Origin of the sequence: Nonomuraea sp. NPDC023979, assembly GCF_040639085.1 — a bacterium.
GTDB lineage: Bacteria > Actinomycetota > Actinomycetes > Streptosporangiales > Streptosporangiaceae > Nonomuraea > Nonomuraea ceibae.
Genome location: NZ_JBEZZG010000041.1, coordinates 35,752 through 62,089, shown reverse-complemented (window position 1 = coordinate 62,089; position 26,338 = coordinate 35,752). Strand labels below are relative to the sequence as shown.

The window sequence follows — 26,338 nt, the reverse complement described above, 5'->3', positions numbered from 1 at the left end:
TCAGGCCCACACCGGGCGGGCGCCGGTGACGTTGAGGTAGAGCGAGTAGAGCGAGGAGGTGGCGGCGATGAACAGCCGGTTGCGCTTGAGGCCGCCGAACACCAGGTTGGCCACGTCCTCCGGCACGTGCAGCCGGCCGAGCGCGGCGCCGTCGGGCGCGTAGCAGTGCACGGCCTTGCCGGCGGCGGCCCACACCCGGCCCTGGTCGTCCAGGCGCATCCCGTCGTAACGGCCGCCGCCCTCGGCGAACACCTCGCCGCCGGCGAGCGTGCCGTCCTCACGCACGTCGAACACCCGCAGGTGGCCCCTGCGGGTGTCTGCCACGTACAGCCGCGTCTCGTCCAGTGAGAAGGCCAGGCCGTTGGGCCGCTCGAAGTCGCCGGCCACGATCCGCACCTCGCCCGTGACGGGGTCCACCCGGTAGACGTGGCAGCCGTCGATCTCCTGCTCGGCCCTGACCCCCTCGTAGTCGCTGGTGATGCCGTAGTTGGGGTCGGTGAACCAGAGCGAGCCGTCGGAGCGCACCACCGCGTCGTTGGGGCTGTTGAGCCGCCTGCCCTGCCACCGCTCGGCCAGCACCGTGATCGAGCCGTCGTGCTCGGTGCGGACCACCCGGCGCTCGCCCTGACGGCACGAGATCAGCCGGCCCTCGCGGTCCAGCGTGTTGCCGTTGGTGTAGCCGGCGGGCTGACGGAACGGGCCGACCGCGCCGCTCATCTCGTCCCAGCGCAGCATCCGGTCGTTGGGGATGTCGCTCCACGCCAGGTAGCGGCCCGCCGGGACGTACACCGGGCCCTCGGCCCAGCGGGAGCCGGTGTGCAGCCGTTCGAGCCAGGAGTCGCCGCCCACGGTGGCGAACCGCTCGTCGAGCACCTCGAATTCGGTGGGGATCATACTGAATGTCCTTCGGTCAAAGCCGGAAATTTCCTAATAGCATATGGCTATGGATGACATTGACAAGACACTGATCCGTCTCCTCCAGGATGACGCCACCCAGTCGTACGCGATCCTGGGCAGAGCGGTCGGGCTGTCGGCCGGGGCCGCGCACGAGCGCGTGCGCAAGCTGCGCGAGCGCGGCGTGATCCGGCGCACCACCATCGAGGTCGACCCCGAGGCCGTCGGCCTCGGCGTGGTCGCGTACGTGCTGGTCGACGGCGCCACGTGGATGGGCGGCAGCGCCGACCGGCTGGCCGCGATCGCCGCCGTCGAGGAGGCCCACGTGATCGCCGGTCCCGCCTCGGTGCTCCTCAAGCTCCGTACGGCGACCACCAAGGACCTCCAGGACGCGCTGCGCCGGGTGTTCGAGGTGGACGGCGTCACCAGCACGCAGTCGATCGTGGTGCTGGAGACCTTCTTCGAGCGCCCGATCCCCATCGCGTAAGGTGCACGGATGACGGTCTTCGCGCACATCAGCGACATCCACATCGGCGGCTCCGACGCGAGCGTGACGCGGGCCGAGGCCGTCATGCGCCACCTCGCCACGCTCGAGATCGACGCCGTCGTGGTCACCGGGGACGTCGCCGACCACGCGCTCGCCGAGGAGTACGAGGTGGCCGCCGGGATCCTGCGGGCCGACGTGCCGCTGGCCGTGTGTCCCGGCAACCACGACTCCGTCCCCGAGTTCGAGAAGCGGATCGGGCCCGCCGACCAGGCGATCCGGCTCGACGGGCTGACGATCGCGCTCGCCGACTCCAGCGTCCCCGGCCGCCCGTACGGGTTCCTCGCCGACGAGACGCTGGCCCGGCTCGACGCCGTCCTGTCGGAACGGCCCGGGGTCCCCGCCATGGTCGGCATGCACCACCCGCCCGTCGAGCTCGGCATCCCGTACGTGGACGAGATCCGGCTGCGGGAGCCGGAGCGGCTCGAAGAACTGCTGCGCGCCCACCCGAACGTCGTCGCGGTGCTCGCCGGCCACGCCCACACCGGCGCGACGGCCAGGTTCGCCGGGCTGCCCGTGGCCGTCGCCCCCGGCGTGGTCTCCACCTGCCTCACCCAGGTCGAGACGGACGCCGCCTTCCCCGTCACCTACGACCTGCCGCCCGGCTTCGCCCTGCACTTCTTCGACGGCGAACGGCTGGTGACCCACTTCCGCCCGGTCATCCTCAAGTAGCCTTGAGGTTGTGACCAACGTGGCATGGGACTCCAAGGAGCTGACCGTCGGCCAGCTCGCCGAGCGCAGCGGCGTCGCCGTGTCGGCTCTGCACTTCTACGAGACCAAGGGCCTGATCTCCAGCCGCCGCACCGCCGGCAACCAGCGCCGCTACACCCGCGACACCCTGCGCCGGGTCGCGTTCGTCCGGCTGTCGCAGCGGCTCGGCATCCCGCTCAAGACCATCGCCGACGCCCTCGCCGAGCTGCCCGAGGAGCGCACCCCCACCCGCGACGACTGGGCGCGGCTGTCGGCCGCCTGGCGCAGGGAGCTCGACGACCGCATCGTCCAGCTCCAGCGGCTGCGTGACGACCTCACCGACTGCATCGGCTGCGGCTGCCTGTCGCTCGACCGGTGCGCGCTCGCCAACGCCCACGACCGCCTCGGCGAGGAGGGCCCCGGCGCCCGCCGCATCGACACCCGCATCTGCCCTCCGGCCTCCTGCCGCTGACCCCCGCCCCCAGGCAACCTTTCCGCGCCCCGGCCGCTGCCCCTCTCCCCCAGGCAACCTTTCCGCGCCCCGGCCGCGTAGTACCGGTGATTGTCACTGAGGAAAGGCTCGGGGGATGGCGGATCGATCGGAGTACGACGCGTTCGTCGCGGCGGCATGGCATCGGTTGCTCCGCACCGCCTATCTGCTGACCAGGGACTGGGCCGTGGCCGAGGACCTGGTGCAGACGGCGTTGATGAAGGTCTGGGTGGTCTGGCCGCGCGTTCGCGAGGAGCATGAGGCGTACGTACGCAAGATCATCGTGAACGAGCACGTGTCGTGGTGGCGGCGGCGCTGGAGACAGGCCGAGATCACCACCGGCGCGCCGCCCGACCGGGCGCAGGACTCCGACCGCATGGATCAGGCGGACGAGCGCCGGCTCGTCTGGGAGCTCCTGGGCCGGCTGCCGGCCCGCCAGCGGGCCGTGGTGGTGCTGCGCTTCTTCGAGGACATGACCGAGGTCCAGACCGCCAGGACGCTGGGCTGCAGCGTGGGGACGGTCAAGAGCCAGACGAGCAGGGCGCTGGCCAAGCTGCGCGTCGACGCATCGTTCGCGGCCGCGTACGCGAGGAAGGGGTAAGGGCGTGCCCATCGACCACAGGGACCTGTACGAGCTGCTGGAGGAGCGCAGCCGTCCGGCGCTGGACCGTCCGATCCCGTGGGAGCGGCTGCGCGCCCGCGCGCCGGCGGCGCGACGCCGCCGCGCCGCCGTCGTCGCGGTCGCGGGCGTCGTGGCGGCGTCGGTCGCGGTGGGCTGGAGCCTGCTCGGCGTACGCCCGGCGCCCGAGAAGGAGGGCACGATCACCGCCAGTGCCCCGAAGCAGCTCCCGGCCCGGTTCGAGGCGGCGGACGGGACCGTCTACCGCCGTCTCGCCACGGTCACGCTGGACGCGCCGGCCGCCAGGACGGTGTCGGCGAAGGTGCCGGTGAGCGGGAAACCGCTGGCCGTCATGGCCGACTGCCCGCCGAGCACGCCGTTCTACGTGCCCACGGTCACCGCCAAGGTGGCGGGGACGCGCCGGTGGTTCCCCCTGACGTTCGACGGCCTGCACGGCTCGTGCGAGCAGAACCGGCCGGCCGACCTCGCGCCGCTGCCCGGCGGCGCGCGTGAGGTCACGTTCACGATGACGATGGGCAAGGCCGCCAAGGACATGCCGGGCCGACCGGGCAGGTGGCGGTTCGGCATCTACGAGTGGACGCCGCCCGCGTCCCCGGGTCCGGCGCCGACGGAGACGCCGCCCGCGACGATCGGCGACCGGTACCGGCTCCTCACCGCGAGGACGGTCTCCTGGCCCGAGAGCCACGGCGTGACGCTCACGCTCCCGCCCACGGACCGGCCGCTCACGGTGGTCGCCTACTGCACGGGCGCGATCGCCGGCCGGGTGCACGCGGAGACCAGCGTCAACGGCCGTCCGCCCAAGGGCTCCGCCAGGTGCTGGGAGCCGCCTTCGGGCGGCACGTTCAGCGTCGGCGAGCTCGGCACGGTGCGGCCCGGCGCCGACGGCAAGGTGACCGTCCGGCTCAGGGTCTCGGCCGGCGGCGTCACCGCGTACGAGCGCCGCCCCGGCACGCTGACCCTGGCCGTCTACCAGACGACGGAGTGAGCCGCCGGGCGGCCTAGTGCTGGGCCATGTCGACGAAGCGGCTGTAGTGGCCCTGGAAGGCGACCGTCACCGTCGCCGTGGGGCCGTTACGGTGCTTGGCCACGATCAGGTCGGCCTCACCGGCGCGCGGGGACTCGCGCTCGTAGGCGTCCTCGCGGTGCAGCAGGATGACCATGTCGGCGTCCTGCTCGATCGATCCACTTTCGCGCAGGTCGCTCACCTGGGGGCGCTTGTCGGTGCGCTGCTCGGGGCCACGGTTGAGCTGGGAGATCGCGATGACCGGGACCTCCAGCTCCTTGGCCAGCAGCTTGATCGCACGGGAGATCTCCGAGACCTCGTTCTGGCGGCTCTCGGTCTTCTTCGGCGAGCTCATCAGCTGCAGGTAGTCGATGACGACGAAGCGCAGGTCGTTGCGCTGTTTGAGGCGGCGGCACTTGGCCCGGATCTCCATCATCGACATGTTGGGCGAGTCGTCGATGAACAGCGGCGCCTCGGCCACCTCGCTCATGCGGCGGGCCAGGCGGGTCCAGTCGTCGTCGCCCATCATGCCCGAGCGCATGGCGTGGAGGGCGACGCGGGCCTCGGCCGACAGCAGACGCATGGTGATCTCGTTGCGGGACATCTCCAGGGAGAAGATGACCGTGGTCATGCCGTGCTTGATGGCGGCCGAGCGGGCGAAGTCGAGGCCGAGCGTGCTGTTGTGGGTGGGCACGCAGGCGCGGCTCGCCAGGTAGAGGTGGTCGGCGTTGTCGACCTCGACGCAGCGTACGGGGCGGGTCTCGACCGGGCGGACGGCGACGATCTCGTGGGAGGGCCGGCCCGCGGCGCCGGGCTGGCGGCCGGGCAGGCGGAAGACGCGGTCGGCGGTGGCGAACCCGATCGTGTAGCGGGCGGAGGGCACGCCGGCGCGGCCCCTGATGGGCTCGGTGGTGATCGTGGCGTGGTAGCCGAGGGTCAGCGCGAGCTCGCGCACGTCGTGGGCGAGGCGCCGGCCGGTGGCGGCGAACTGGACCCACCCGGCGCTGTTGACGTGGCCGTCGGCGTCGAGCAGGCCCGCCAGCAGGTCGCGACGCTGCCGCTCGGAGCCGCGCAGGTAGGCGGCGGGGACGCGGTCGGCGGCGAGCAGGCCGAGCGCGGCCAGGCCCTTGTGCAGCTCGTCTGAGCGCAGCACCTCGGCGAGCGCCGGGTCGCTCACGCCCGCGCCGGCCCGATCGCCGAGCCAGAGGCCCAGCAGGTAGGGGTCGAGCGGGAGCTCCTGCTCGTCGAGCCGGAAGGCGGCGGGCAGCGCCACGTCGTGGCCGGGGGCGAGCTCCTCGGTGGTGCGCAGGACGCCGTCGGCGGTGCGCCACTGGTGCAGGGCGTCGGCGACGATGACCGTGCCGTCGGCGAACTCCACCTCGTGGCAGGGCCGGTCGTGCAGCACCTCGGTCGCGGCGACGACCCGGGTCGGCCTGCCGTCGGCGCCGATGAGCAGGTCGCCGACCTCGACCTGGCCCATCGTGGTCCAGCCGGTCGGGGTGGGCAGCGGGGTGTCGAGGGCGAGCGCCTTGCCGATGGCCGGGCGGGCCGCGACGACGATCATCTGGCCGGGGTGCAGGCCGTTGGTGAGCTGGTCCAGGTCCTGGAAGCCGGTGGGCACGCCGACCATCTGGCCGCCGCGGCTGCCGATGGCCTCCAGCTCGTCGAGGGCGCCGGGCATGATGTCGGCCAGCGCCGCGTAGTCCTCGGAGGTGCGCCGCTCGGTGACCTTGTAGATCTCCGCCTGGGCGCGGTCGACCAGGTCGTCGACCTCTTCGTTCTGGCCGCCGTAGCCGAAGGAGACGATGCGGGTGCCGGCCTCGATGAGCCGCCGCAGGATCGCCTGCTCACGGACGATCTTCGCGTAGTAGCCGGCGTTGGCGGCGGTGGGGACGACGGCCGTCAGCGTGTGGAGGTAGGCGGCGCCGCCGACGCGGGCCATCTCGCCGCGCTTCTGCAGCTCGTCGAAGACCGTGACGGCGTCGGCGGGCTCGCCCCGGCCGTAGAGGTCGGTGATGACCTCGTAGATCATCTGGTGGGCGGGCCGGTAGAAGTCGTCGGAACGGATGATCTCGACCACGTCGGCGATCGCGTCCTTCGACAGCAGCATGCCGCCGAGGACGGACTGCTCCGCCTCGATGTTGCTCGGCGGGGTGCGCTCGAAGCCCGGCCCTGCGCCGACCTCTTCGTCAATGCTCACCGCGCCCCCTCGAGACTTGCAGGCGGTCGCACCACCCCCACTTGTAGTCGACCGGGGTGACAGTTTCGCGGCTCTGCGCCCTGACGGCAACGCGGCCTGTGGAAAACCCTGTGGTCAAGCTGTGTACGAACCGCCCCAGGGTGTGAAATGCCTGTGGACGGAGCTGGGGATAACTGTGGAAAAGATCCTTCACACCTATTCTGACCTGCGAAGACAGTATCCACCGGCTGTGGAGGAAAGAAAGTTGGCCCGACACGCGGAGTAAGGGGCATACTGTACAGATGCCCATTACCCGACAGGACCGGGAAATCCTCCGGCTTGCCGTGCCCGCGTTCGGCGCGCTGGTCGCCGAGCCGCTCTTCCTGCTCGCCGACTACGCCATCGTGGGCCACGGGCTGGGCACCCAGGCGGTCGGCGCGCTGGGCGTCGCCGGCGCCGTCCTGACGACACTCGTCAACCTGTGCGTCTTCCTCGCCTACGGCACCACCGCGTCCGTCGCGCGGCAGACCGGCGCCGGCAACCACGACCGGGCAATGCGCAGCGGCGTCGACGGCATCTGGCTCGCGCTGGCCATCGGCGCGGCGCTCATCGTCACCTGCTGGCCGCTCGCCCCGGCCATCGTCGACCTGTTCGGCGCAAGCCCCGAGCAGTCCCAGGAAGCCGTCACGTACCTGCGCATCAGCCTTTTGGGCACCCCCGGCATGCTCGTCGTGCTCGCGGGCACCGGCGTGCTGCGCGGTCTCCAGGACACCGTCACGCCGCTCGTGGTGGCCATCGGCTCGTTCGCGCTCAACGCGATCCTGAACGCCTGGTTCGTGCTCGGCCTCGGCTGGGGCATCGCCGGCTCCGCCTGGGGCACCGTGCTCGCGCAGACGCTCGGCGCCGTCGTGTACGTGACCGTCGTCGTCAAGGGCGCGCGGCGGCTGGGCACGCCGCTGCGCCCCGACCCGGCCGGGATCGGGCAGGCGGGCACCGCCGGGTTCGCCCTGCTCATCAGGACCGTCTGCCTGCGCATCGTGCTCCTGGTCGCCACCGTCATCGCCACCCGGATGGGCCAGGCCGAGCTCGCCGCGTACGCCATCGCCACACAGGTGTGGACGATGCTGGCCTTCGCGCTCGACGCCATCGCCATCGCCGGGCAGGCCATCACCGGGCGGGCGCTCGGCGCCGGCGACGTGGCCGCCACCAGGGCCGCCACCCGGCGCATGGTGGTGTGGGGCGTCTGGTCCGGCGCGGCCCTCGCGCTGGTCGTCGTCGCGGCACGGCCGCTGCTGCCCGGCCTGTTCGACGCCGATCCACAGGTCACCGCCGAGCTGCTGGCCGTGCTCTGGCCTGTCGCGCTGTTCCAGCCGATCTGCGGCGTGGTGTTCGTCCTCGACGGCGTCCTCATCGGCGCGGGCGACCAGCGCTACCTCGCCTGGGCGGGCGTGTGGACGACGCTGGCGTACCTGCCTGCCGCCTTCCTCGCCGCCGGATTCGGCATCGTTGCACTTTGGTGCGCGCTCGGCCTGTGGATGATTGCACGTTTGATCACGCTGACCCTCCGGGCCTCCGGCACCGCCTGGCTGGTGACCGGGGCGTGACCGTACCGTGCTTGCTGTTGCCTGAGTGGTGATGCACTGTGGGCGAGTCACACGAGCGGGGTGTGTCTTGTCCACAATCACACGACGTCTGCCACCGGCCGAGGCCACCGGGTTACGCACCGGCGCCCGGCACAGGCTGGCCCAGGTCTACCGGACCGGCGACCTCGTCGTGCTCGGCCTCGGCGTGATGATCGGCGCCGGCATCTTCAGCATCGCCGGCCAGCAGGCCGCCACCGTGGCCGGGCCCGGCGTCATCCTCTCCTTCATGATCGCGGGCATCGCCTGCCTGCTGGCCTGCCTCTGCTACGCCGAACTGTCGTCCACCATGCCGGCCTCCGGCAGCGCCTACACGTTCACGTACGTCATCTTCGGCGAGGTGTGGGCGTGGGTCATCGGCTGCGCGCTGATCCTGGAGCTGCAGCTCGCCGCCGCCGTGGTGGCCCGCGCGTGGGGCCGGATCGCCGTCGGCGCCATCGCCAACACCGGGGTACGCGTCCCGTACCCGGAGCTGGTCGAGGACGGGCTCGTGCTGCTCATCCTGGTGCTGCTCACCGCCGTCGTCGCGATGGGCGCCCGGATCGGGCTGCGCGCCCTGTGGATCATGGTGTCGGCCAAGCTGCTGGCCATCGGCGCCGTCGTCGTCGTGGGCGTCCTCCACGTCGACCCCGCCAACTACGCCGGCTTCTACGCCGAGCCGCAGCCCGCCGCCACCCCGTCGGCGACCGTGCTGGAGCTGTTCACCGGGCAGGGGCAGGTGTTCGGCTGGTTCGGGGTGTTCGCCGCGGCGCCCGCCATCGCCTTCGCCTACATCGGCTTCGACATCGTCGCCACCGCCGCCGAGGAAACCGTCAACCCGCGCACCGTCGTGCCCAAGGGCATGATCCGCGGACTCGTCGTCGCCACCGTCATCTACATCGCCGTGGCGGCCGTCATGGTCGGCATGGTGCCGCACACCGGCATCGCCGTCGCCGCGCCCCTCACCAGCGCCTTCCAGGCCGCCGGGATCGACTGGATGGTCCACGTCATCGACGCCGGAGCCGTGCTCGGGCTGACCACGGTGATCCTCGTGCTGATCGTGGGGCAGACGCGGGTGCTGTTCTCCATGGCCCGCGACGGGCTCATCCCCCGCCGGCTCGCCGTCATCAGCCGCGCCTACCACACGCCCTCCCGCGTCACCCTCGTCATCGGCGCCACCGCGATCCTGCTGGCCGAGTTCGTGCCCGTGCTCACCATGCAGGAGCTGGTCGTGATGGGGACGCTGTTCGCGTTCCTGTTCGTCGCGGCCGGGGTGATCACCATGCGGCGCGGCATGCCGGAGCTCGAACGCGGCTTCCGGGTGCCGCTCTCCCCGCTGCTGCCCGTCCTGTCGCTGCTGGCCACCCTCTGGCTCATGGTGAACCTCAGAGTGCAGACCTGGGCGTGGTTCGCCCTGTGGATGGCCTTCGGGCTGCTCGTCTACCTCGCGTACGGCCGCCGCCACAGCCTGCTGGCAGGCGGCGAGCGGCCACCCCCACCTCTGCCCCACGGGCGCGGCCGGCACCGGCGCTAGAGCCGCCCCGACTCCCGCACACCCTGGAGGAACGCCCGGGTGCGCTCGTGGTGCGGATCGTCGAACAACTGCTCCGGCGGCCCCTTCTCCAGCAGCACACCGCCGTCCAGGAAGCACACCGTGTCGGAGATCTCCCGGCAGAACGACATCTCGTGCGTCGTCAGCAGCATCGTCATGCCCGACTCCTTCAGCTCACGGATGATGCCGAGCACCTCCCGCACCAGCTCCGGGTCCAGCGCCGACGTCACCTCGTCCAGCAGGATCAGCTTCGGCCGCGTCGCCAGCGCCCGCACCACAGCCACCCGCTGCTGCTGCCCTCCCGAGAGCTGGTCAGGGTACGCGCCCGCCTTGTCCGCCAGCCCGAACCTGGACAGCAGGTCACGCGCCTCCTCCTCAGCCCGCTCCTTCGGCACCCCGTGCACCTGACGCGGCGCCAGCGTGATGTTCGCCAGCACCGTCATGTGCGGGAACAGGTTGTACGCCTGGAACACGATGCCGAGCTGCTTGCGCACCCCGTCGACGTCCACGCGCGGATCGGTGATCTCCTCACCGTCCAGCCGGATCACGCCGTCGTCGACCGTCTCCAGCAGGTTCGCGCAGCGCAGCAGCGTCGACTTGCCCGACCCGGACGCCCCGATCAGCGTCACCACCTCGTGCGCGTGCACCTCCAGATCGACGCCGCGCAGCACGCTGTGGTCGCCGAAGTGCTTCCACACTCCTTCGATGCTGAGCAGGCTCACGCGCCCCGCCTCCTTCGTGTCCGCTCGGCCAGATGGTCGGTGAACCGCGCCATCGGGATCGTCAGCAGGATGAACAGCAGCGCCGCCACCAGGTAGGGGGTGTAGTTGAAGTTGTCCAACGTGTGGATCTGCGCCTGCCGCAGCGCCTCCAGGGCCCCGATCGTCGCCACCAGCGCAGTGTCCTTCTGCAGCGAGATGAAGTCGTTCAGCAGCGGCGGCACGACCGTGCGGGTCGCCTGCGGCAGCACCACGAACCGCATCGCCTTGGCCTGGCTCAGGCCCAGCGACCTGGCCGCGGCCATCTGACTGGGGTGGACCGAGTCGATGCCGGCCCGGAACACCTCCGCCACGTACGCGCCGTAGGACAACGTCAGGGCGATGATGCCCAGCGTCGCGGGGTCGCTCGGGATGCCCTGCAACCGGAGCGCGGGCAGCCCGAACCCGACCAGGTAGATGACCAGCAGCGTCGGCACGCCCCTGAACACGTCCACGTAGAGCGTGGCCAGCGCGCGGATCGGGAGGAACGCCGGCGACTTGACGTTCCTGGCCAGCGCCACCAACAGGCCCACCACCAGGACCAGCGGCTCGGTGATCAGAAAGATCTTGATGTTGAGCAGGAACCCCTCGGCCACGTCCGGGAGCGACTCGCGGAACACCTCGGCGTTGAAGAACGCCGCCTGCACCCTCGTCCAGCCGGGCGCGTTGGTGGCGATCGTCGCCAGCAGCACCACGAACACGACCACCGAGGCGGTGGCGATCGAGGCGTTCCGCCGGCCCTGTGACCGGCGGAACCGCTCGCGCTCCTGCTGCCGTTCGCTCTTGACCCAGGTGGGGCCGGCGGTCACTTCAGCTCCGGCGCGCCCGCCGCCGAGCTCAGCCACTCCTGCTCGATCCTGGCCAGCTCACCCTTGGACTTGAGCGTCTCGACGGCCTTGTCGACGCACGACTTGATCGCGCTGCCCTTCTCCATGACCAGGCCGAACTCCTCGGGCGCGCCGCCCGTCGAGCTGAACTGGCCCACGATCTTGGAGCCCTCGACCTGCGCGGCCGTCACGTAGAAGGCCGTGGGCAGGTCCACCACGATGGCGTCGACCTGCTCGTTCTTGAGCGCGCTGACGGCGTCGCCCTGGTCGTTGTAGACGCTGGGCTCCTTGGCCGGCTTGATGACCTCCTGCACCGCCGCCAGCGAGGTGGTGCCGACCTGGACGCCGAACTTGGCGTCCTTGAGCTCGGCCAGCGTCTTGGCCCCGGCGTACTTGCCGTCGCCCGCGGTGACGACAGCCTGCTTGACCGTGTAGTAGCCCTTGCTGAAGTCGACCGCCTGGGCGCGCTCCGGGCTGATCGACACCTGGTTGATGTCGAAGTCGAACTGCTTGGCCCCCGGGGCGAACGCCGAGTCGAACTTGACCGTGGTCCACTGCACCTCGTCCCGGTCGAAGCCGAGCTCGCCGGCCACCGCGAACGCGACCGCGCTCTCGAAGCCCTGGCCGTTGCTCGGGTCGTCGTCCTTGAACCACGGCTCGAAGGCGGGCTTGTCGGTCCCGATCGTCAGCTTGCCGGCGTTGACGAGCTTGAGCTGGTCCTTGGTGCACGCGGTGGACACCGTCGGGGCCGGGGCGGCCGTGTCGGCGGTGTTGTCGACGGGCGCACAGGCTACGGCCGCCGCCGCGAGCGCGCCGAGCGCGAGCAGCGTCGAGGGACGGGCCATGGCGGAGCCTCCAGGGGGAAACGCGAAGAAAAGAACGAAAAGGGATTCTACGCTGCGCGCCAACCGCCCCCACCTGCGGTCCGGCTGGCGAGACGGCGACGGCCCCCTCCCGGGAACGGGAGGGGGCCGCCGGCGAAGCGGGAGAGCGTCAGCCTGCGACGACCTCGACGTCGACCGACGCCGAGACCTCGGGGTGCAGCTTGACGGTCACCTTGTGGGAGCCGACGCTCTTGATCGGGTTGACGATCTCGATGCGGCGGCGGTCGAGCACCGGGCCACCGGCAGCCTTGACGGCGTCGGCGATGTCGCCCGTGGTGATCGAGCCGAACAGGCGGCCGGAGTCGCCCGCGCGGGTGGTGAGACGGACACGCAGGGCGCCGATCTGACCGGCGACCTCCTTGGCCGTGCCCAGGTCGCGGATCTCGCGGGCGTCACGAGCCTTCTTGATGGACTCGATCTGCCGCTCGGCGCCACGCGTCCAGCGCATGGCGTAGCCGCGGGGGATGAGGTAGTTACGGCCGTAGCCGTCCTTGACCTCGACAACGTCGCCGGGGGCGCCGAGGCCGGAGACCTCGTTCGTGAGGATGAGCTTCATTTCGACAGGCCTCCTTAGCGCGCGGTGCTCGTGTAAGGCAGCAGGGCCACCTCACGGGCGTTCTTGATCGCCGTCGCCACGTCGCGCTGGTGCTGGGTGCAGTTGCCCGTCACCCGGCGCGCACGGATCTTGCCACGGTCGGAAATGAACTTCCGCAGCAGGGCCGTGTCCTTGTAGTCGACGTAGGAGATCTTGTCGTGGCAGAACAGGCAAACCTTCTTCTTGGGCTTGCGCAGTGCCGGCTTTGCCATCGTGGTGCTCCTTTCAGAGCCCCGCCGTCAGGCGGGAATGGACTCGGGCTGGTGGACTGGGTCTAGAAAGGCGGTTCGTCGCTGAAATCGCCGCCGCCGCCGAAGCCGCCGGAGTTGCCGCCGCCCTGCTGCTGGCCGCCGCCCTGGTAACCGCCGCCGCCGCCACCGAAACCGCCGCCGCCCTGAGGCGGAGCGGGCGAGGCAGAGGCCCAGGGGTCATCGGCCGGACCGCCGCCGAAGCCGCCACCGCCGCCACCCTGACGGGAGGTGCGGTTGACCTTGGCGGTGGCGTTGCGCAGGGACGGGCCGACCTCGTCGACCTCGACCTCGTAGACGGTGCGCTTCTCGCCTTCCTTGGTCTCGTAAGACCGCTGCTTGAGCCGCCCCTGAACGATGACCCGCATGCCGCGCTGGAGGCTTTCGGCGGCGTTCTCCGCCGCCTGCCGCCACACGTTGCAGGTCAGGAAGAGGCTTTCGCCATCTTTCCACTCGTTGGTCTGACGATCCATGAACCGCGGAGTGGACGCGATGCGGAATCGAGCCACCGCTTGCCCCGTCGGGGTGAAGCGCAGCTCCGGGTCGTCGACAAGGTTGCCGACGATGGTGATTACGGTGTCGCCTGCTGCCATGGCCAGCGCTCGCCTTCCTGCACGCCTTCGCTTTGGTTACGGCCCAGAGTAGGGGGCTGCTCCGACAAAAGCCGGTGCTTAGTGCACGTCGGGACGCAGGACCTTGGTGCGCAGGATGCCCTCGTTGAGGTTCATCTGCCGGTCGAGCTCCTTGACCGTCGCGGGCTCCGCGGACAGGTCGATGACGGCGTAGATGCCTTCGGACTTCTTGTCGATGTCGTAGGCAAGACGGCGACGGCCCCAGACGTCGACCTTCTCCACGGTGCCGCCGTCGTTGCGGACCACGGTGAGGAACTGGTCGAGGGACGGCGCCACGGTGCGCTCATCGAGCGAAGGGTCCAGAATGACCATTACTTCGTAACGACGCATGCGGGACTCCAACCTCCTCTGGACTCTGCGGTCACGACACTCTGCCGTGACAGGAGGACGCTGCGCGGGCCCTGGCCGCCCCTTTCGGCGCCCGGGGGTGACGGGTCACCCATCACAACGCAGCGTCGTTCAGGTTACCAGCAGCTCGTGGATGGGAAGGCACAGATAAACAAGGGGGTGGTTCGCAATGCCACACGTCCTCCAGCCCACGCAGCGCGAACGCGTCCGGCTCACGCTCAACACCGACGGCCGCGCCCATCCGGTCGAGAACGCCTTCGCGGTCGCCACGCTCGTGTGCGGCCTCGTGGCCTTCGGCGCCACGTTCTTCCCGGGCGGCCACGTCATCGCGTCCTGGGCCGGGACGCTCGGCTTCGGCATCGGCCTCTACTCGCAGTACGTCTCGGCGACCACGCCGCAGCGCTCGCTGAACATCGTGGGCCTGGTGGCCTCGTTCGTCGGCGCCGCGCTGGGCATCGCCAGAGGCGGTTTCCTGCCGTAACTCCGCTTCCTGCCGTAAGTCCGCCCGTAAGTCCGCGCGGCGTCCTCAGCCGCCGATGTGCAGGTCGACGCCGAGCAGGATCAGGAACCACAGGAAGACCGCCAGCAGCGCCTCGGCGACGTCCCTGAGTACGGCGGGGGTGATGTAGTCGTAGACCCACGCCACGTAGATGCCGATCACGACGTAGATCAGGAATATCAGGGATCGCCAGCGCCAGCGGCTCATGCCGTGCTCCTCGGGGGTCAGGGGGTGCAAGGCGACTTCCCCTGGGCACGCCGTCCAAACGGATAGGCTCGCTGACATGGTGCGCATCGGAGCTCACGTCGGCCAGGACGACCCAGCCGCCCACGCCGCGGCCATCGGCGCCGACGTGGTGCAGTTCTTCCTCGGCAACCCGCAGGGCTACAAGAAGCCGGAGTTGCCGGACCGGCCGGTCGAGGGCGTCGACATCTTCATCCACGCCCCCTACCTGGTGAACGTGGCCTCGACCAACAACCGCATCAGGATCCCGAGCCGCAAGCTGCTGTCGCAGCACCTGGAGGCGGCGGCGAGCATCGGCGCCAAGGGCCTGATCGTGCACGGCGGCCACCTCAACAAGGACGACGACCCGCAGGCGGGCTTCGACAACTGGCGCAAGGTGTTCGAGCGCCTGGAGTGCCCGATCCCGGTGCTGATCGAGAACACGGCGGGCGGCGACAACGCGATGGCGCGCAGCCTGGACCGGCTGGCCCGGCTGTGGGACGCGCTCGACGGCTTCGACGTGGGCTTCTGCCTCGACACCTGCCATGCGCACGCGGGCGGCGAGGAGCTGCCTGGCCTGGTCGACCGGGTCAAGGCGATCACCGGCCGGATCGACCTGGTGCACTGCAACGACTCGCGTGACGACTTCGGCTCGGGCGCCGACCGTCACACCAACCTCGGCAAGGGCAAGATCGACCCCGAGCTGATCCTGGAGGTGTGCCGGGCGGCCGGCGCGCCGATCGTGGTGGAGACCCCAGCCGAAGGTCAAGCCGAGGACATCGCCTTCCTGAGGAAGAATCTCTAGCGGAAACACACAGCCTGTGGATAACTTCCCTGGATTGCCGACGCGGCAAAGTGGGTAAGGAGTTCAGCCCGCCCAGGCGCCCGAGAGGAACCGGGCGGTGTTGAGCACCATGAGCGGCCCCGAGACCAGCGCGTAGGCCACGATCACCCACTGCCTCCGGGTGGCGACCTGGGCGATCGCCACCCACAGCGGAAACCACAGCAGCAGCGAGCGCGGCAGCGACAGGTAGTAGGCCGAGGTCATCAGCGCCCCGGCCTGCAGCCCCACGTAGACCGCCTCGCTCCAGCGGCGCAGCGCCAGCAGCCACACCAGCACGGCCACGGCCGCCACGGCCCCGGCGATCTCCATCCGGAAGGCCGGCGCCATGTCGCCGTCGCCCATCGCGGAGTCCCAGGTCACCGCCCACGACTCCCACGGCCACACCAGCTCGCGCCCCCAGCCGGCCTCCTGCGCGTGCTTCCAGGCCAGCCAGTCGCCCGAGCGGGCGTAGTGGAAGGCGGAGTACGCGGCCGGCGGCAGGAACGGCACCAGCAGCCAGCCCGCCCTCCGCACCGGCTCCCGGCTCGCCGCGAACTCCACGACGAGCGCGGCGGCCAGGAACAGCCCGGTGATGCGCACGCACGACGCCCCCGCCGCCAGCAGCACGGCGGCCGGCCAGCGCCCCTGCCGCGCCGCCAGCCAGGCGGGGATCGCGAACGCCAGGAACAGCGACTCGCTGTAGCCGGCGGCCAGGAACACCGCGGGCGGGAACAGCACCAGCGCCAGCACCGCCACCCACCCGCGGGCCCCCTCGAACTCGGCCAGCCGGGCCAGCGCCACCATCGCCACCGCCCCGGCCGCCAGCGACACGATCAGCCCGGCAGCCGACCAGTCGGGCACCACCAGATGGACCGCGCGCAGCGCCAGCGGCAGCCCCGGGAAGAAGGCCGGCAGCCCCTCGTCGCGCGGCTGCCCGGGGTCGCCGTCGTAGCCGTGCTCGGCGATGGTGACGAACAGCCCGGCGTCCCACTGCCGCCACCGGTCCACGTACTCGTGCAGCGTGACGCCGAGCAGCGTCGTCACCAGCAGCCCGGCACGCGTGGCGAACCAGATCAGCAGCGCGTCCCTGCCGGTGGAGCGGGTGATCATGAACTAGCCGGCAGCTCGCAACGTGAACCGGTCGGGAGCTCCGTCGAACACCCCGCCCACCTGGTCGTCCACCCCCGCCTGCCGGACCACGTCCTTGGCCGGCCGCAGGATGTCACGCACCACGAACGCCATCATGATCCCGATCGTGATGACCCGCCCCCACACGGCGGTGAAGTACGTGTCGTCCCCGATGCCGAGATCGGTCCGGCTGAGCGGCGCCTGGTTGAGCAGGTAGAGCCAGATGGCGAAGAAGTACCAGACCTCGGCCAGCTGCCACAGCACCAGCGGCCGGTAGTTGGGCCTGGCCAGCACGGCCAGCGGCACCAGCCAGAGGACGAACTGCGGCGACCACACCTTGTTCGTCATCATGAACGCGGCCAGCGCCAGGAAGCAGATCTGCGCCAGCCTCGGCCGCTGCGGCGCGGTCAGCGTCAGCACCGCGATGGCCAGGCAGCACAGCGCCAGCGACGCCATGCCGAGCACGCTCACGTCCAGGGTGCCGAGCACCGGCCAGCCCTTGCGCTGGAAGAACAGCCACGGCGATCCCCAGTCGACGCCGCGCTCCTGCGAGAAGACGTAGAAGCGCCGCCAGCCGTCCCAGGCGAGCACCATGAACGGCAGGTTGACCACCAGCCACGCCACCGCCGTCGAGGCCAGCGTGACCAGGAACGGCCGCCACCGGGCGGTGCGCAGCGTGAGCAGGAACAGCGCGCCGAGGAACATCAGCGGGTAGAACTTGGTGGCGATCGCCAGCCCGAGCAGCACCCCGGCCAGCACCTGCCGCTTGCGCGCCCAGGCCAGCAGCATGCCCATCGACAGCGCCCCGGCGACCAGGTCCCAGTTGATGTAGGCGGCCAGCACCACGGCGGGCGCGAGCGCGTACCAGAGGGCGTCCCAGCGGCGGGTGGGGCCGGCGACGGCGGCCATCAGCAGGACGCCGACCACCAGCGAGATCCCCATGAGGATGACGGTGAGGTCGTAGAACAGCACCGCCTGGCCGGTCACGTCCTGCTCGAAGCGGCGCACGAGCCAGGCGATGACCTGCATCACCTCGCCGAGCACCACCGGGTACTCGACGTGCTTCTCGGCGATGACGTCGGCGAAGTACGGGTTCTCGGTGGCGAGCTGCCGGTCGAAGTAGAGCGGGTAGATGTCGGTGTAGCAGAAGTTGGTGTAGACGGTGACCTGGTCGTTCCAGCCCCCGGAGCGGCAGGGCAGCCGCACCAGGTAGGCCAGCGTCGCCCCCAGGGCCGCGAACAGCCCCAGGGGCAGGTACGGGACGGCGCGCGCGACGAACGGCCGGCGCACCGCCGTGTCGGACTTCACCATGGGAACTGGCGGTTGCCGGGCGTCGGCCCCGGCACGGCCGCGCCGCCACCGCCGCCGTCGCCGCCGCTGTCGCCGAGGAAGCCGCCGTCCTCCTCATCCTCGGGGAACGGGTTCTCGGTCGTCTCGTTGGAGACGTCGGAGTCCTCGTCGCACGGGCTGTCGAAGCCGCAGTCCTCGCCGGGGAACTCGGCGTCCGGGTCGGGCGTGTCGCTGGGCGTCGGGGTGGGCTCCGGCTTGGGCACCAGGTCCTCGGAGATCCCGGCGTCGACCCGGGCCGGGAACTGGATGACCTCCTTGCCCTTCATGGCCTCGGTCATGAAGGTCTTCCAGATCGCCGCCGGGTAGGTCGCTCCCTGGAACGCCGCGCCGAGAGGCACCTCGAACGCCGTGCTGTACGGCTTCTGCGGCGTGTACTTCTTCTCCCGGTCGGGGTTCTTGCCCCGGAACCACGGGCAGTTGTCGTTCACCGGCTGCACGACCTTGCCGGTCTTGGTGCGGCACTCCTGGCGGAACAGGCCGACGGCGGTCGACACCTGCGGGGTGAAGCCGACGAACCAGGCTTCCTTGTTGTCGTTGTTGGTGCCGGTCTTGCCGGCCACCGGCCGGTCGTAGAGCGCGGCGTTGCCGCCGGTGCCGGACTTGACGACGGCCTGCAGCGCGGCGGTGGCGTCGGCGGCGGCCTCCGGCGTGATGACCTGGGCGAAGCTCTTCTTCTCGTTCCAGATCGTCTGCTTGTTGCGGTCCTTGACCTGGATGATCACGTGGTTGTCGTAGTGCTTGCCGGCGTTGGCGAAGATCGAGTAGCCGCCGGCCTGCTCGACGGCGGTGACCTGGCCACTGCCGATGGTGATCAGGTAGTGGTGGCGCGACTCGGCGTCCTCCAGCCGCTGCTTGCTGAGCCCGGCCTTCGAGGCGATCTCGATGACCTTGTCGAGCCCGACCTTCTCCCCCATCTTCGCGTAGGCGGTGTTGACGGAGCTGGCCGTGGCGGTGACGACGTCGACGGCCGAGGTCTTGAAGCCGTGGTCGTTGTCGATCGGGGTGGTGCCGGGCAGCTTGACCGGGCCCTTGGTCGGCACGTAGCTGCGCAGGCTGTAGCCGGCGTCGAGCCAGGCCGCGAGGACGTACGGCTTGAACGCCGAGGCCGCCTGCTTCTGCGAGAGGAAGGCGTCGTTCCAGGCGTCCTTGGTGTAGTCGTCGCCGCCGTAGAAGGCGATGATCCGGCCGTTGCGCGGGTCGACCGCGGCCATCGTGGTGCTGATCTCCTCGGGCAGGCCCTTGGTGTGCTGCCTGACCGCGTCACGGGCGGCGCGCATGAGCTTGGGGTCGAGCGAGGTGTAGATGCGGTAGCCGCCCTTCTCCACCTCCTCGCGGTCGATCTTGAGGGTGCTCTCCAGCTCGTTGAGCACCGTCTGCACCATGTAGCCCTTGAGGCCGGCGAAGATCTGCTTGGGCTTGTCCTTGATGCGCTTGGGCGACTTGGGCGACTTGGCAGGCAGGTGACCGTACGCCTTGGGGTCGAGCTTGGCCATCTGCCCGAGCGCGTAGACGTAGCGCTCCTCGGTGGGGGCGAGGTTGCCGGACTTCTCGGCGGAGTCGAAGGCGCTCGGGTTCTGGATGCGGCCCGCGAGGTAGGCGGCTTCCTCGGGGGTGAGCTGGCCGACCTTCTTGTTGAAGAACGCGTCGGCTGCGGCGCCGATGCCGTAGGCGCCCCGGCCGAAGTAGATGGTGTTGAGGTACTGCTTGAGAATGGTGTCCTTGGTCAGCACCTTGTTCAGCTTGACCGCGACGAAGATCTCCTTGACCTTGCGCTGGATCGTGACCTCCTTGGAGAGGCCGTCGTAGTAGCCGCGCGCCATCTGCTGGGTGATGGTGGACGCGCCCTGCACCTGCTGGCCGGAGACGGTGCTCCACAGCGAGCGGACCATGCCGGAGAACGAGATGCCGGAGTCCTCACGGAACGAGCTGTTCTCGGCGGCGATCACCGCGTCCTGTACGTGCCGCGGGATCTGCTCGAACTCGAGCGGGAGGCGCTTGGTGCCGAGGCGGGCCAGCTCCTTCTTGTGGACGTCGTAGATGATGCTTTCCTGGTCGAAGACGCCGTCCTGCACCTGGTCCTCTCGGGGCACCGGGGTGTTGGCGTACGCGACCGCGATCATGCCGAAGACGCCGGCGGAGAGCACCACGAAGCTGGCCACGACGAGCTTCCAGCTCGGGATGAAGCGCCGCCAGCCTGGCCTGTCGCCGCCCTTGGGCGGGCCGGGCGGCTCGGTCGGCCCGCCGGGGCCGCCGCCGCTCCTGCGCGAGCGCCTCGGGGGCGACTCGCTGATCATGGTCTCCTGGTCGGCGTGCGAGCGGGCCGGCGCCTGCTCGGAGCGCCTGCGGGACCCGGCCGCGCGGCGGCGCGGCTCCGGGGCCTCGGACGGCGAGGGCGTCCCGGGGTGCGCGGGCGCGCCGGGGTGGGGAGGCGTCACAGGCTGTGAGGGGGGCCGCAGGTCCGGCCGAGGCTGCTGCGGGCGCGGGTTCTCGCGTCCCGGCGGCTCGTTGTACGGCTGCGCGGCCATCGCCCCGGTCTGCTCGTAGGCCGCCTCGGGACGACGCGCGGGCGGCGTGGAGCCCCAGCCGGAATCGCCGGTTTGCGGCGCGGGATCCTGGGGCACGGAACGGGACGAGCCGGAACGACGGCGCCTACCAGGGCGGGCCGTCCCCTCGTTGCTGCTGTAACTCACACGTCCTCGCATCGTCGTCGGATAGCACGGCGTTTCAGGGCGTGGCTCCTCGCCGTCCTCGTCTAGATCTTCTACTGTCGTGCGGCCACGTCTGGCGGCCCGTTCCCGAGGACGAACGAGACCGTCAGGTGATTCCAGGAACAACCTTGGCAGACCTCGACCACGTACACCCGGAACTCGTCGTAATCATGGGCCATTGCGGCGAGCCCTGACGTGACCTTTGCCCGACCGGCATGGCGGCTCCGGGAGTCCCCGTAGACATAGGTCACGTTGGTGACGTTCTCCCCCTCGCACACCGGGCAGAGGCGTTCGGTCGGCTCGCCGAAGCGGCGAATTGCCCGTGCCCGGAGGAGGTTGGGCTGTGCGTCACAGAGATCGCCGGACGCGGCGCGCCCGGAACGCGGGGAGTGGACGACCGCCCGTCTGGCAAGGCCGCAATCCACCACCCTTCTCTGTGACCACATGAGCGCCAGACTACGGCTTTTTACTGATTCATCCCAACGCCTTGGTGAACTCATTGATTGCGGGCATATAGCGGAGCGACGTATCCTCGGGATGTATCGGCTCGATACATCGACGCGAGAGGGGGCGATTCCCGTGGCCGCCGGACAAGGCAGGGTGCTGGAACTCGCCGTGCTCGGGTCGCTGCACGAGACGCCGCTACACGGCTATGAGCTGCGCAAACGGCTCAACGCTCTGCTCGGGATGTTCCGCGCGTTCTCCTACGGTTCGCTCTACCCCTGCCTGCGTTCCCTGCTGGCGCAAGGACTCATCGCCGAGGAGCAGCCCGCTCCCTCGACGATCGTGGGCGGCCGGTCGAAGATCGTCTACAAGCTGACCGCGGAGGGCAAGGAACGCCTGCAGGACATGCTCACCCAGGCCGGCCCCTCGGCATGGGAGGACGAGAGCTTCGGCGTCCATTTCGCGTTCTTCCGGCACACCGAGGCCGAAGTGCGCCTGCGCATTCTCGAAGGCCGCCGTAGCCGGCTCGAAGAGCGACTCGACAGCGTCCGCACCGCTCTGGCACGCACCCGCGAACGGCTCGACAGCTACACGCTCGAGCTGCAACGGCACGGGCTGGAGTCGGTCGAGCGGGAGGTGCGCTGGCTCAACGAGCTGATCGCAACGGAGAGACGGGCCTCCGAGAGGCCTGAGAGGGATACCACGTCAAGTGATGAGTAAGGGAGCGAGTGCGATGGGTTCGGTTCGCGTGGCCATTGTCGGTGTCGGCAACTGCGCGGCGTCGCTGGTCCAGGGCGTTCACTATTACAAGGACGCGGACCCGGCCACACGGGTGCCGGGCCTGATGCACGTCAAGTTCGGCGACTACCACGTGGGCGACGTCGAGTTCGTCGCCGCGTTCGACGTCGACGCCAAGAAGGTCGGCCGCGACCTGTCCGAGGCGATCGTCGCCAGCGAGAACAACACCATCAAGATCACGGACGTGCCGCCGTCCGGGGTGACCGTCCAGCGCGGCCACACCTTCGACGGCCTGGGCGAGTACTACCGCGAGATCATCGAGGAGTCCGACGAGGCCCCGGTCGACATCGTCCAGGCGCTGCGTGACGCCCAGGTCGACGTGCTGGTGTCCTACCTGCCGGTGGGCTCCGAGGAGGCCGACCGCTTCTACGCGCAGTGCGCGATCGACGCCAAGGTCGCCTTCGTCAACGCGCTGCCGGTCTTCATCGCCTCCGACCCCGAGTGGGCCGAGAAGTTCACCGAGGCGGGCGTGCCGATCGTCGGCGACGACATCAAGTCGCAGGTCGGCGCCACCATCACGCACCGCGTGATGGCCAAGCTGTTCGAGGACCGCGGCGTCGAGCTGCTGCGCACCTACCAGCTCAACGTCGGCGGCAACATGGACTTCATGAACATGCTGGAGCGCAAGCGCCTCCAGTCGAAGAAGATCTCCAAGACGCAGGCGGTCACCTCGCAGATCCCGCACGAGATGGCCAAGGCCGACGTGCACATCGGCCCGTCGGACCACGTGCCGTGGCTCGACGACCGCAAGCTCGCCTACGTGCGCCTCGAGGGCCGCTCGTTCGGCGACACCCCGCTCAACCTGGAGTACAAGCTGGAGGTGTGGGACTCCCCCAACTCCGCCGGCATCATCATCGACGCCGTCCGCGCCGCCAAGATCGCGCTCGACCGCGGCATCGGCGGCCCGATCCTCAGCGCGTCCTCGTACTTCATGAAGTCGCCGCCGGAGCAGTACTCCGACGACCAGGCCCGCGACTACGTGGAGAAGTTCATCCGCGGCGAGGTCGAGCGCTGACCCTCCGGGTCAGGGCCGAAGCTCAGTCGAGCCGGACGCGGGCTGCCGGTGGCAGCTCGTCGTCCGGCGCGGCCGGCCAAGCCAGCGGGTCGGGGCCGAGCGCGGCCAGGAGCGGCACCTGCTCGCGGCACCACGGCGAGATCGCGAGCAGGCCGTTGAGCACGCCGTCGGCGAACACCGGCCACGGCATCCACCGCGTCTCGTCCACCTCGTCCGGATTGGGCGACTCGGCGTTGTCGGCCACCACCCGGTAGACCGGGCACAGCTCGTGCTCGACGACCCCGTTGTCCATGACCGCCCGGTAGGAGAAGCGGGGCAGCACCAGGTCGGCGCGCTCGACCTTGAGGCCGAGCTCGAACGACAGCCTGCGGAGCACGGCGTGGTCGAGCGGCTCGCCGGGCATCGGGTGGCCGCAGCAGCTGTTGGTCCACACGCCGGGCCAGGTCAGCTTGTGCGAGGCCCGACGGCTGAGCATCACCCGGCCCTCCCGGTCGAAGACGTAGCTGGAGAAGGCCAGGTGCAGCGGAGTGTGCTCGGTGTGCACCGAGAGCTTGGGGGCGGTGCCGAGCGCGTGGCCGGAGCCGTCAACGAGTACCACGTGTTCCACAGTCGTCACGCTATGAAGCGTACGTGATCATGAGCAGCGGCAGGACCGGAATGCGAACCTGCTGTGCCAACCTCTTCGCGGGCTAGGCTGAGGCCGTGTCTTTCGTCGCCGATCTCCGCGTCGTTCTCCAGGGGCGGGATTACAGACGGCTGTTCGGCACGCGGCTGGTCTCCCAGTTCTCCGACGGGATCTTCCAGTTCGGCGTTCTCGGATTCGCCTTCTTCAGCCCCGAAAACCAGACCACCGCCCTGGGCGTCGCGGCGGGCCTGGCGGTGCTCCTGCTGCCCTACAGCGTGCTGGGGCCGTTCGTCGGGGTGTTCATCGACCGCTGGTCGCGGCGGCAGATCCTGATGATCGCGCCGATCGTGCGCGGTGTGCTGCTGGGCGGCGCCGCCGCGCTGGTGGCGGCCGACGTGCCCGATCCGGTGTTCTACGCGGCGGCGCTGGCCGTGCTGGGCGTCAACCGGTTCTTCCTGGCGGCGCTGGGCGCCTCGCTGCCGCACGTGGTGCCGCAGGACCGGCTGATGGCCGCCAACGCGGTCACGCCGACCTCCGGCACCGTGCTGACGTTCGTCGGCGTGGGCGCCGGGTTCCTGCTGCGCGGGCTGTTCGGCGGCGGCGACCTCGGGGTGGCGCTGCTGCTGACCACGTCCGGCGTGGTGTCCGTGCTCAGCGCGCTGGTCGCGCGCACGATGGAGCGCTCGCTGCTCGGCCCCGCCCACGACCCCGGGCGTCCGCAGACGCGCGAGGCGCTGCGCAACGTGGTCGCCGGGCTTGCCGACGGCGCCAGGCACCTGCTCAGCCACCGCACGGCCGCCGCCACGATGGGCGCGATGGCCGCGCACCGGTTCTTCTACGGCATCGCGACAGCGCTCGGCATCATCCTCTACCGCTACTACTTCACCGACGGCGACCCCGACGCGGCGCTGAGCGGCGCCAGCCTGGTCGTGGCCACCTCCGGCGTCGGCTACTTCCTCGCCGTGATCATCACCCCGTACGCCACCGAGCGGTTCACGATCACCCGCTGGGTGCCGATCGCGCTGGTCACGGCCGGGGTGCTGGCAGGCGTGCTGGTCATCCCGTTCCAGGAATGGGGGCTGCCGGTGGCCGGGTTCGTGCTCGGCATCGCCGGCCAGAGCGTCAAGATCTGCGCCGACACGACCGTGCAGCGCGACGTCGAGGACGTCTACCTAGGCCGCGCCTTCTCCGTCTACGACATGCTCTTCAACGGCATGTACGTGCTGGCGGCGGCGCTGTCGGCGGCCATCCTGCCGGCCAACGGCAAGTCCTATCTCGCCGTGGCCATCATCGTGGCCGGCTACCTGCTGAGCGCGCTGGCCTACCGGGCGATCACCCGGCCGCGCCAGCCGGTCACCCCGTGACGTTGTCGCGCGCCCACTCCAGCAGCGCCTCGGTGGCCGCCTCGGCGCCGATCACGCCCTTGTCCAGGCGCAGCTCCAGCAGGAACTTGTAGGCCTGGCCCACCACCGGGCCCGGCCCGACGCCGAGCACCCGCTGGATCTCGTTGCCGTCGAGCTCGGGACGGATCTTGGCCAGCTCCTCCTCCTCGGCCAGCCGCTCGATGCGCTCCTCGAGCTGGTCGTAGGTGCGCGACAGGGCGGCGGCCTTGCGCTTGTTGCGCGTGGTGCAGTCGGCCCTGGTCAGCTTGTGCAGCCTGGAGAGCAGGTGACCCCCGTCGCGCACGTAGCGGCGCACCGCGCTGTCGGTCCACTCGCCGGTGCCGTAGCCGTGGAAGCGCAGGTGCAGCTCGACCAGCCGCGACACGTCGGACACCACGTCCTTGGGGAAGCGCAGCTCCGCCATCCGCTTCTTCGTCATCTGCGCGCCGACCACCTCGTGGTGGTGGAAGGAGACGCGGCCGCCGGGCTCGTGGCGGCGGGTCTTGGGCTTGCCCACGTCGTGCATGAGCGCGGCCCAGCGCAGGATGCGGTCGGGCTTGCCGTCCTCCTCCTGGGCGATGGCCTGGTCGAGCACGGTCAGCGTGTGCTCGTAGACGTCCTTGTGCCGGTGGTGCTCGTCGATCTCCAGCCGCAGCTTGGGCAGCTCGGGCAGCACGTGGGCGGCCAGCCCGGTCTCGACGAGCAGGCGCAGGCCCTCGCGCGGGTAGCGGCCGCAGATCAGCTTGTCGAGCTCGTCGCGGATGCGCTCGGCCGAGACGATCTCGATCCGCTCGGCCATCGCGGTCATCGCCGCGACCGCGGCCTCGTCGACCCGGAACCCGAGCTGCGAGGCGAACCTGGCGGCGCGCAGCATCCGCAGCGGGTCGTCGCCGAACGACTGCTCGGGCGTGCCCGGCGTGCGCAGCACCTTGGCGCGCAGGTCGGCCAGGCCGCCGTAGGGGTCGGCGAACTCGTGTCCAGGCAGCCGCACCGCCATCGCGTTGACGGCGAAGTCGCGGCGCTCCAGGTCGGCTTCCAGCGTCTCGCCGTACATGACGTCCGGCTTACGGGACTTGGGGTCGTACGACTCGCTCCGGTAAGTGGTGATCTCCAGGAGCTTGTCGCCCTTGCGGACCCCGACGGTGCCGAAGTCGATGCCGATCGTCCACACCGAGTCGGCCCAGTCGCGCACGATCTCCAGCACGCGCTCGGGGTGGGCGTCGGTGGTCAGGTCGAGGTCGTTGCCGATGCGGCCCAGCAGCAGGTCGCGCACGGGCCCGCCGACGAGGGCGAGCTCGTGGCCCTTGGCCGCGAACAGGCGGCCGAGCTCGTCGGCCACGGGCGCGATCTTGCGGAACAGATCGCCCATGGCGCGCTGCTGGCTTTCGGTCAGAGTTGACTCGGACAAACTCAGTAGGTCCTTCGGATTCCGGAACATATC

General features: G+C 70.3%; 28 protein-coding genes. 12 read left to right on the top strand and 16 right to left on the bottom strand.

All coding sequences use genetic code 11. From position 1 onward, the window contains the following. Complete coding sequence (locus AB0G11_RS42690; protein ID WP_357592581.1) at nucleotides 1–894, bottom strand: SMP-30/gluconolactonase/LRE family protein; 894 nt, start codon at nucleotides 892–894, stop codon at nucleotides 1–3. 49 nt (nucleotides 895–943) lie between these two features. Between AB0G11_RS42690 and AB0G11_RS42685 the strand changes: the two genes are divergently transcribed. From AB0G11_RS42685 to AB0G11_RS42665, 5 genes are all read left to right on the top strand, one after another. Then, a complete protein-coding gene (locus AB0G11_RS42685; RefSeq protein WP_357592579.1) occupies nucleotides 944–1,381 on the top strand; it encodes an Lrp/AsnC family transcriptional regulator in 438 nt (145 codons plus the stop codon). 9 nt (nucleotides 1,382–1,390) lie between these two features. Then, nucleotides 1,391–2,110, top strand: a complete 720-nt coding sequence (locus tag AB0G11_RS42680; protein WP_219508162.1) for a metallophosphoesterase — start codon at nucleotides 1,391–1,393, stop codon at nucleotides 2,108–2,110. Between the two features lie 10 nt (nucleotides 2,111–2,120). Beyond that, complete coding sequence (gene soxR, locus AB0G11_RS42675) at nucleotides 2,121–2,600, top strand: redox-sensitive transcriptional activator SoxR (protein ID WP_357592577.1); 480 nt, start codon at nucleotides 2,121–2,123, stop codon at nucleotides 2,598–2,600. Nucleotides 2,601–2,715: 115 nt separating this feature from the next. Continuing rightward, nucleotides 2,716–3,219, top strand: a complete 504-nt coding sequence (locus AB0G11_RS42670) for a SigE family RNA polymerase sigma factor (RefSeq protein ID WP_219508160.1) — start codon at nucleotides 2,716–2,718, stop codon at nucleotides 3,217–3,219. A gap of 4 nt (nucleotides 3,220–3,223) precedes the next feature. Then, nucleotides 3,224–4,243, top strand: a complete 1,020-nt coding sequence (locus AB0G11_RS42665) for a hypothetical protein (protein WP_357592575.1) — start codon at nucleotides 3,224–3,226, stop codon at nucleotides 4,241–4,243. Nucleotides 4,244–4,256: 13 nt separating this feature from the next. Here AB0G11_RS42665 and dnaB read toward each other — a convergent pair whose 3' ends face one another. Then, nucleotides 4,257–6,461: a replicative DNA helicase gene (gene dnaB / locus AB0G11_RS42660; protein ID WP_357592573.1), complete on the bottom strand. Its 2,205-nt coding sequence runs from the start codon at nucleotides 6,459–6,461 to the stop codon at nucleotides 4,257–4,259. 281 nt (nucleotides 6,462–6,742) lie between these two features. On the opposite strand from dnaB, the gene AB0G11_RS42655 reads away from it, so the two are divergent. Together AB0G11_RS42655 and AB0G11_RS42650 are read left to right on the top strand one after the other, a co-directional pair. After that, nucleotides 6,743–8,044 (top strand): MATE family efflux transporter, encoded by a 1,302-nt coding sequence (locus AB0G11_RS42655; protein WP_219508157.1) that lies wholly within the window; start codon nucleotides 6,743–6,745, stop codon nucleotides 8,042–8,044. Nucleotides 8,045–8,111: 67 nt separating this feature from the next. Further along, a complete protein-coding gene (locus tag AB0G11_RS42650; RefSeq protein ID WP_246645505.1) occupies nucleotides 8,112–9,593 on the top strand; it encodes an amino acid permease in 1,482 nt (493 codons plus the stop codon). Here AB0G11_RS42650 and AB0G11_RS42645 read toward each other — a convergent pair. The 7 genes from AB0G11_RS42645 to rpsF form a co-directional block, all read right to left on the bottom strand. Beyond that, nucleotides 9,590–10,333, bottom strand: a complete 744-nt coding sequence (locus tag AB0G11_RS42645; RefSeq protein ID WP_219508155.1) for an amino acid ABC transporter ATP-binding protein — start codon at nucleotides 10,331–10,333, stop codon at nucleotides 9,590–9,592. The two genes, AB0G11_RS42650 and AB0G11_RS42645, sit on opposite strands and share 4 nt — an antisense overlap. After that, a complete protein-coding gene (locus tag AB0G11_RS42640; RefSeq protein WP_308125892.1) occupies nucleotides 10,330–11,214 on the bottom strand; it encodes an amino acid ABC transporter permease in 885 nt (294 codons plus the stop codon). The genes AB0G11_RS42645 and AB0G11_RS42640 overlap by 4 nt, the downstream gene beginning before the upstream one ends. Beyond that, nucleotides 11,175–12,041 (bottom strand): ABC transporter substrate-binding protein, encoded by an 867-nt coding sequence (locus tag AB0G11_RS42635; RefSeq protein ID WP_357592571.1) that lies wholly within the window; start codon nucleotides 12,039–12,041, stop codon nucleotides 11,175–11,177. The genes AB0G11_RS42640 and AB0G11_RS42635 overlap by 40 nt, the downstream gene beginning before the upstream one ends. Before the next feature lie 148 nt (nucleotides 12,042–12,189). Next, the gene (gene rplI, locus AB0G11_RS42630; protein ID WP_219519971.1) at nucleotides 12,190–12,636 is read right to left on the bottom strand and encodes a 50S ribosomal protein L9; all 447 of its coding nucleotides are present in this window, start codon (nucleotides 12,634–12,636) and stop codon (nucleotides 12,190–12,192) included. Between the two features lie 14 nt (nucleotides 12,637–12,650). Continuing rightward, a complete protein-coding gene (gene rpsR / locus AB0G11_RS42625; protein ID WP_020543048.1) occupies nucleotides 12,651–12,887 on the bottom strand; it encodes a 30S ribosomal protein S18 in 237 nt (78 codons plus the stop codon). Between the two features lie 62 nt (nucleotides 12,888–12,949). Further along, complete coding sequence (locus tag AB0G11_RS42620; protein ID WP_219519973.1) at nucleotides 12,950–13,516, bottom strand: single-stranded DNA-binding protein; 567 nt, start codon at nucleotides 13,514–13,516, stop codon at nucleotides 12,950–12,952. 78 nt (nucleotides 13,517–13,594) lie between these two features. After that, complete coding sequence (gene rpsF / locus AB0G11_RS42615; RefSeq protein WP_026214314.1) at nucleotides 13,595–13,885, bottom strand: 30S ribosomal protein S6; 291 nt, start codon at nucleotides 13,883–13,885, stop codon at nucleotides 13,595–13,597. Between the two features lie 187 nt (nucleotides 13,886–14,072). Here rpsF and AB0G11_RS42610 point away from each other — a divergent pair, with 187 nt between their 5' ends. Beyond that, a complete protein-coding gene (locus AB0G11_RS42610; RefSeq protein ID WP_219519976.1) occupies nucleotides 14,073–14,384 on the top strand; it encodes a hypothetical protein in 312 nt (103 codons plus the stop codon). Nucleotides 14,385–14,429: 45 nt separating this feature from the next. Here AB0G11_RS42610 and AB0G11_RS42605 read toward each other — a convergent pair whose 3' ends face one another. Continuing rightward, on the bottom strand, nucleotides 14,430–14,609 hold the full coding sequence (locus AB0G11_RS42605; RefSeq protein ID WP_219519978.1) for a hypothetical protein: 180 nt from the start codon (nucleotides 14,607–14,609) through the stop codon (nucleotides 14,430–14,432). A gap of 76 nt (nucleotides 14,610–14,685) precedes the next feature. Here AB0G11_RS42605 and AB0G11_RS42600 point away from each other — a divergent pair, with 76 nt between their 5' ends. After that, a complete protein-coding gene (locus tag AB0G11_RS42600; RefSeq protein ID WP_219519980.1) occupies nucleotides 14,686–15,429 on the top strand; it encodes a deoxyribonuclease IV in 744 nt (247 codons plus the stop codon). 63 nt (nucleotides 15,430–15,492) lie between these two features. On the opposite strand, the gene AB0G11_RS42595 is transcribed toward AB0G11_RS42600, so the two are convergent. The 4 genes from AB0G11_RS42595 to AB0G11_RS42580 form a co-directional block, all read right to left on the bottom strand. Continuing rightward, complete coding sequence (locus AB0G11_RS42595) at nucleotides 15,493–16,557, bottom strand: mannosyltransferase family protein (protein WP_357592569.1); 1,065 nt, start codon at nucleotides 16,555–16,557, stop codon at nucleotides 15,493–15,495. A gap of 3 nt (nucleotides 16,558–16,560) precedes the next feature. Continuing rightward, nucleotides 16,561–17,886 carry a glycosyltransferase 87 family protein gene (locus tag AB0G11_RS42590; protein WP_219504409.1) on the bottom strand — a complete coding sequence of 442 codons (1,326 nt, stop codon included), beginning with the start codon at nucleotides 17,884–17,886 and terminating at the stop codon, nucleotides 16,561–16,563. Beyond that, complete coding sequence (locus AB0G11_RS42585) at nucleotides 17,880–20,546, bottom strand: transglycosylase domain-containing protein (RefSeq protein ID WP_357592567.1); 2,667 nt, start codon at nucleotides 20,544–20,546, stop codon at nucleotides 17,880–17,882. Before AB0G11_RS42585 ends, AB0G11_RS42590 begins: the two co-directional genes overlap by 7 nt. A gap of 140 nt (nucleotides 20,547–20,686) precedes the next feature. Next, nucleotides 20,687–21,079: a DUF5318 family protein gene (locus tag AB0G11_RS42580; RefSeq protein ID WP_219504406.1), complete on the bottom strand. Its 393-nt coding sequence runs from the start codon at nucleotides 21,077–21,079 to the stop codon at nucleotides 20,687–20,689. Nucleotides 21,080–21,212: 133 nt separating this feature from the next. Here AB0G11_RS42580 and AB0G11_RS42575 point away from each other — a divergent pair, with 133 nt between their 5' ends. Both AB0G11_RS42575 and AB0G11_RS42570 read left to right on the top strand, forming a co-directional pair. Further along, on the top strand, nucleotides 21,213–21,797 hold the full coding sequence (locus AB0G11_RS42575; protein ID WP_219504419.1) for a PadR family transcriptional regulator: 585 nt from the start codon (nucleotides 21,213–21,215) through the stop codon (nucleotides 21,795–21,797). Nucleotides 21,798–21,810: 13 nt separating this feature from the next. After that, a complete protein-coding gene (locus AB0G11_RS42570) occupies nucleotides 21,811–22,890 on the top strand; it encodes an inositol-3-phosphate synthase (RefSeq protein WP_357592565.1) in 1,080 nt (359 codons plus the stop codon). Between the two features lie 22 nt (nucleotides 22,891–22,912). Here the strand turns inward: AB0G11_RS42570 and idi are convergent, their stop codons facing one another. Beyond that, a complete protein-coding gene (gene idi / locus AB0G11_RS42565) occupies nucleotides 22,913–23,506 on the bottom strand; it encodes an isopentenyl-diphosphate Delta-isomerase (protein WP_219504402.1) in 594 nt (197 codons plus the stop codon). A gap of 86 nt (nucleotides 23,507–23,592) precedes the next feature. On the opposite strand from idi, the gene AB0G11_RS42560 reads away from it, so the two are divergent. Beyond that, nucleotides 23,593–24,879, top strand: coding sequence for an MFS transporter (locus tag AB0G11_RS42560; RefSeq protein ID WP_357592563.1), 1,287 nt, complete (start codon nucleotides 23,593–23,595; stop codon nucleotides 24,877–24,879). On the opposite strand, the gene AB0G11_RS42555 is transcribed toward AB0G11_RS42560, so the two are convergent. Then, a complete protein-coding gene (locus AB0G11_RS42555; RefSeq protein WP_357592561.1) occupies nucleotides 24,869–26,266 on the bottom strand; it encodes a CCA tRNA nucleotidyltransferase in 1,398 nt (465 codons plus the stop codon). The genes AB0G11_RS42560 and AB0G11_RS42555 overlap by 11 nt on opposite strands. Between the last annotated feature and the right edge of the window lie 72 nt (nucleotides 26,267–26,338).

Coding starts and splice junctions, on each gene's coding strand:
- AB0G11_RS42690 (WP_357592581.1), bottom strand. CDS start 894: ATGATCCCCACCGAATTCGAGGTGCTCGACGAGCGGTTCGCCACCGTG.
- AB0G11_RS42685 (WP_357592579.1), top strand. CDS start 944: ATGGATGACATTGACAAGACACTGATCCGTCTCCTCCAGGATGACGCC.
- AB0G11_RS42680 (WP_219508162.1), top strand. CDS start 1,391: ATGACGGTCTTCGCGCACATCAGCGACATCCACATCGGCGGCTCCGAC.
- AB0G11_RS42670 (WP_219508160.1), top strand. CDS start 2,716: ATGGCGGATCGATCGGAGTACGACGCGTTCGTCGCGGCGGCATGGCAT.
- AB0G11_RS42655 (WP_219508157.1), top strand. CDS start 6,743: ATGCCCATTACCCGACAGGACCGGGAAATCCTCCGGCTTGCCGTGCCC.
- AB0G11_RS42635 (WP_357592571.1), bottom strand. CDS start 12,041: ATGGCCCGTCCCTCGACGCTGCTCGCGCTCGGCGCGCTCGCGGCGGCG.
- rplI (WP_219519971.1), bottom strand. CDS start 12,636: ATGAAGCTCATCCTCACGAACGAGGTCTCCGGCCTCGGCGCCCCCGGC.
- rpsR (WP_020543048.1), bottom strand. CDS start 12,887: ATGGCAAAGCCGGCACTGCGCAAGCCCAAGAAGAAGGTTTGCCTGTTC.
- AB0G11_RS42620 (WP_219519973.1), bottom strand. CDS start 13,516: ATGGCAGCAGGCGACACCGTAATCACCATCGTCGGCAACCTTGTCGAC.
- rpsF (WP_026214314.1), bottom strand. CDS start 13,885: ATGCGTCGTTACGAAGTAATGGTCATTCTGGACCCTTCGCTCGATGAG.
- AB0G11_RS42610 (WP_219519976.1), top strand. CDS start 14,073: ATGCCACACGTCCTCCAGCCCACGCAGCGCGAACGCGTCCGGCTCACG.
- AB0G11_RS42605 (WP_219519978.1), bottom strand. CDS start 14,609: ATGAGCCGCTGGCGCTGGCGATCCCTGATATTCCTGATCTACGTCGTG.
- AB0G11_RS42600 (WP_219519980.1), top strand. CDS start 14,686: ATGGTGCGCATCGGAGCTCACGTCGGCCAGGACGACCCAGCCGCCCAC.
- AB0G11_RS42595 (WP_357592569.1), bottom strand. CDS start 16,557: ATGATCACCCGCTCCACCGGCAGGGACGCGCTGCTGATCTGGTTCGCC.
- AB0G11_RS42590 (WP_219504409.1), bottom strand. CDS start 17,886: ATGGTGAAGTCCGACACGGCGGTGCGCCGGCCGTTCGTCGCGCGCGCC.
- AB0G11_RS42580 (WP_219504406.1), bottom strand. CDS start 21,079: ATGTGGTCACAGAGAAGGGTGGTGGATTGCGGCCTTGCCAGACGGGCG.
- AB0G11_RS42570 (WP_357592565.1), top strand. CDS start 21,811: ATGGGTTCGGTTCGCGTGGCCATTGTCGGTGTCGGCAACTGCGCGGCG.
- AB0G11_RS42555 (WP_357592561.1), bottom strand. CDS start 26,266: ATGGGCGATCTGTTCCGCAAGATCGCGCCCGTGGCCGACGAGCTCGGC.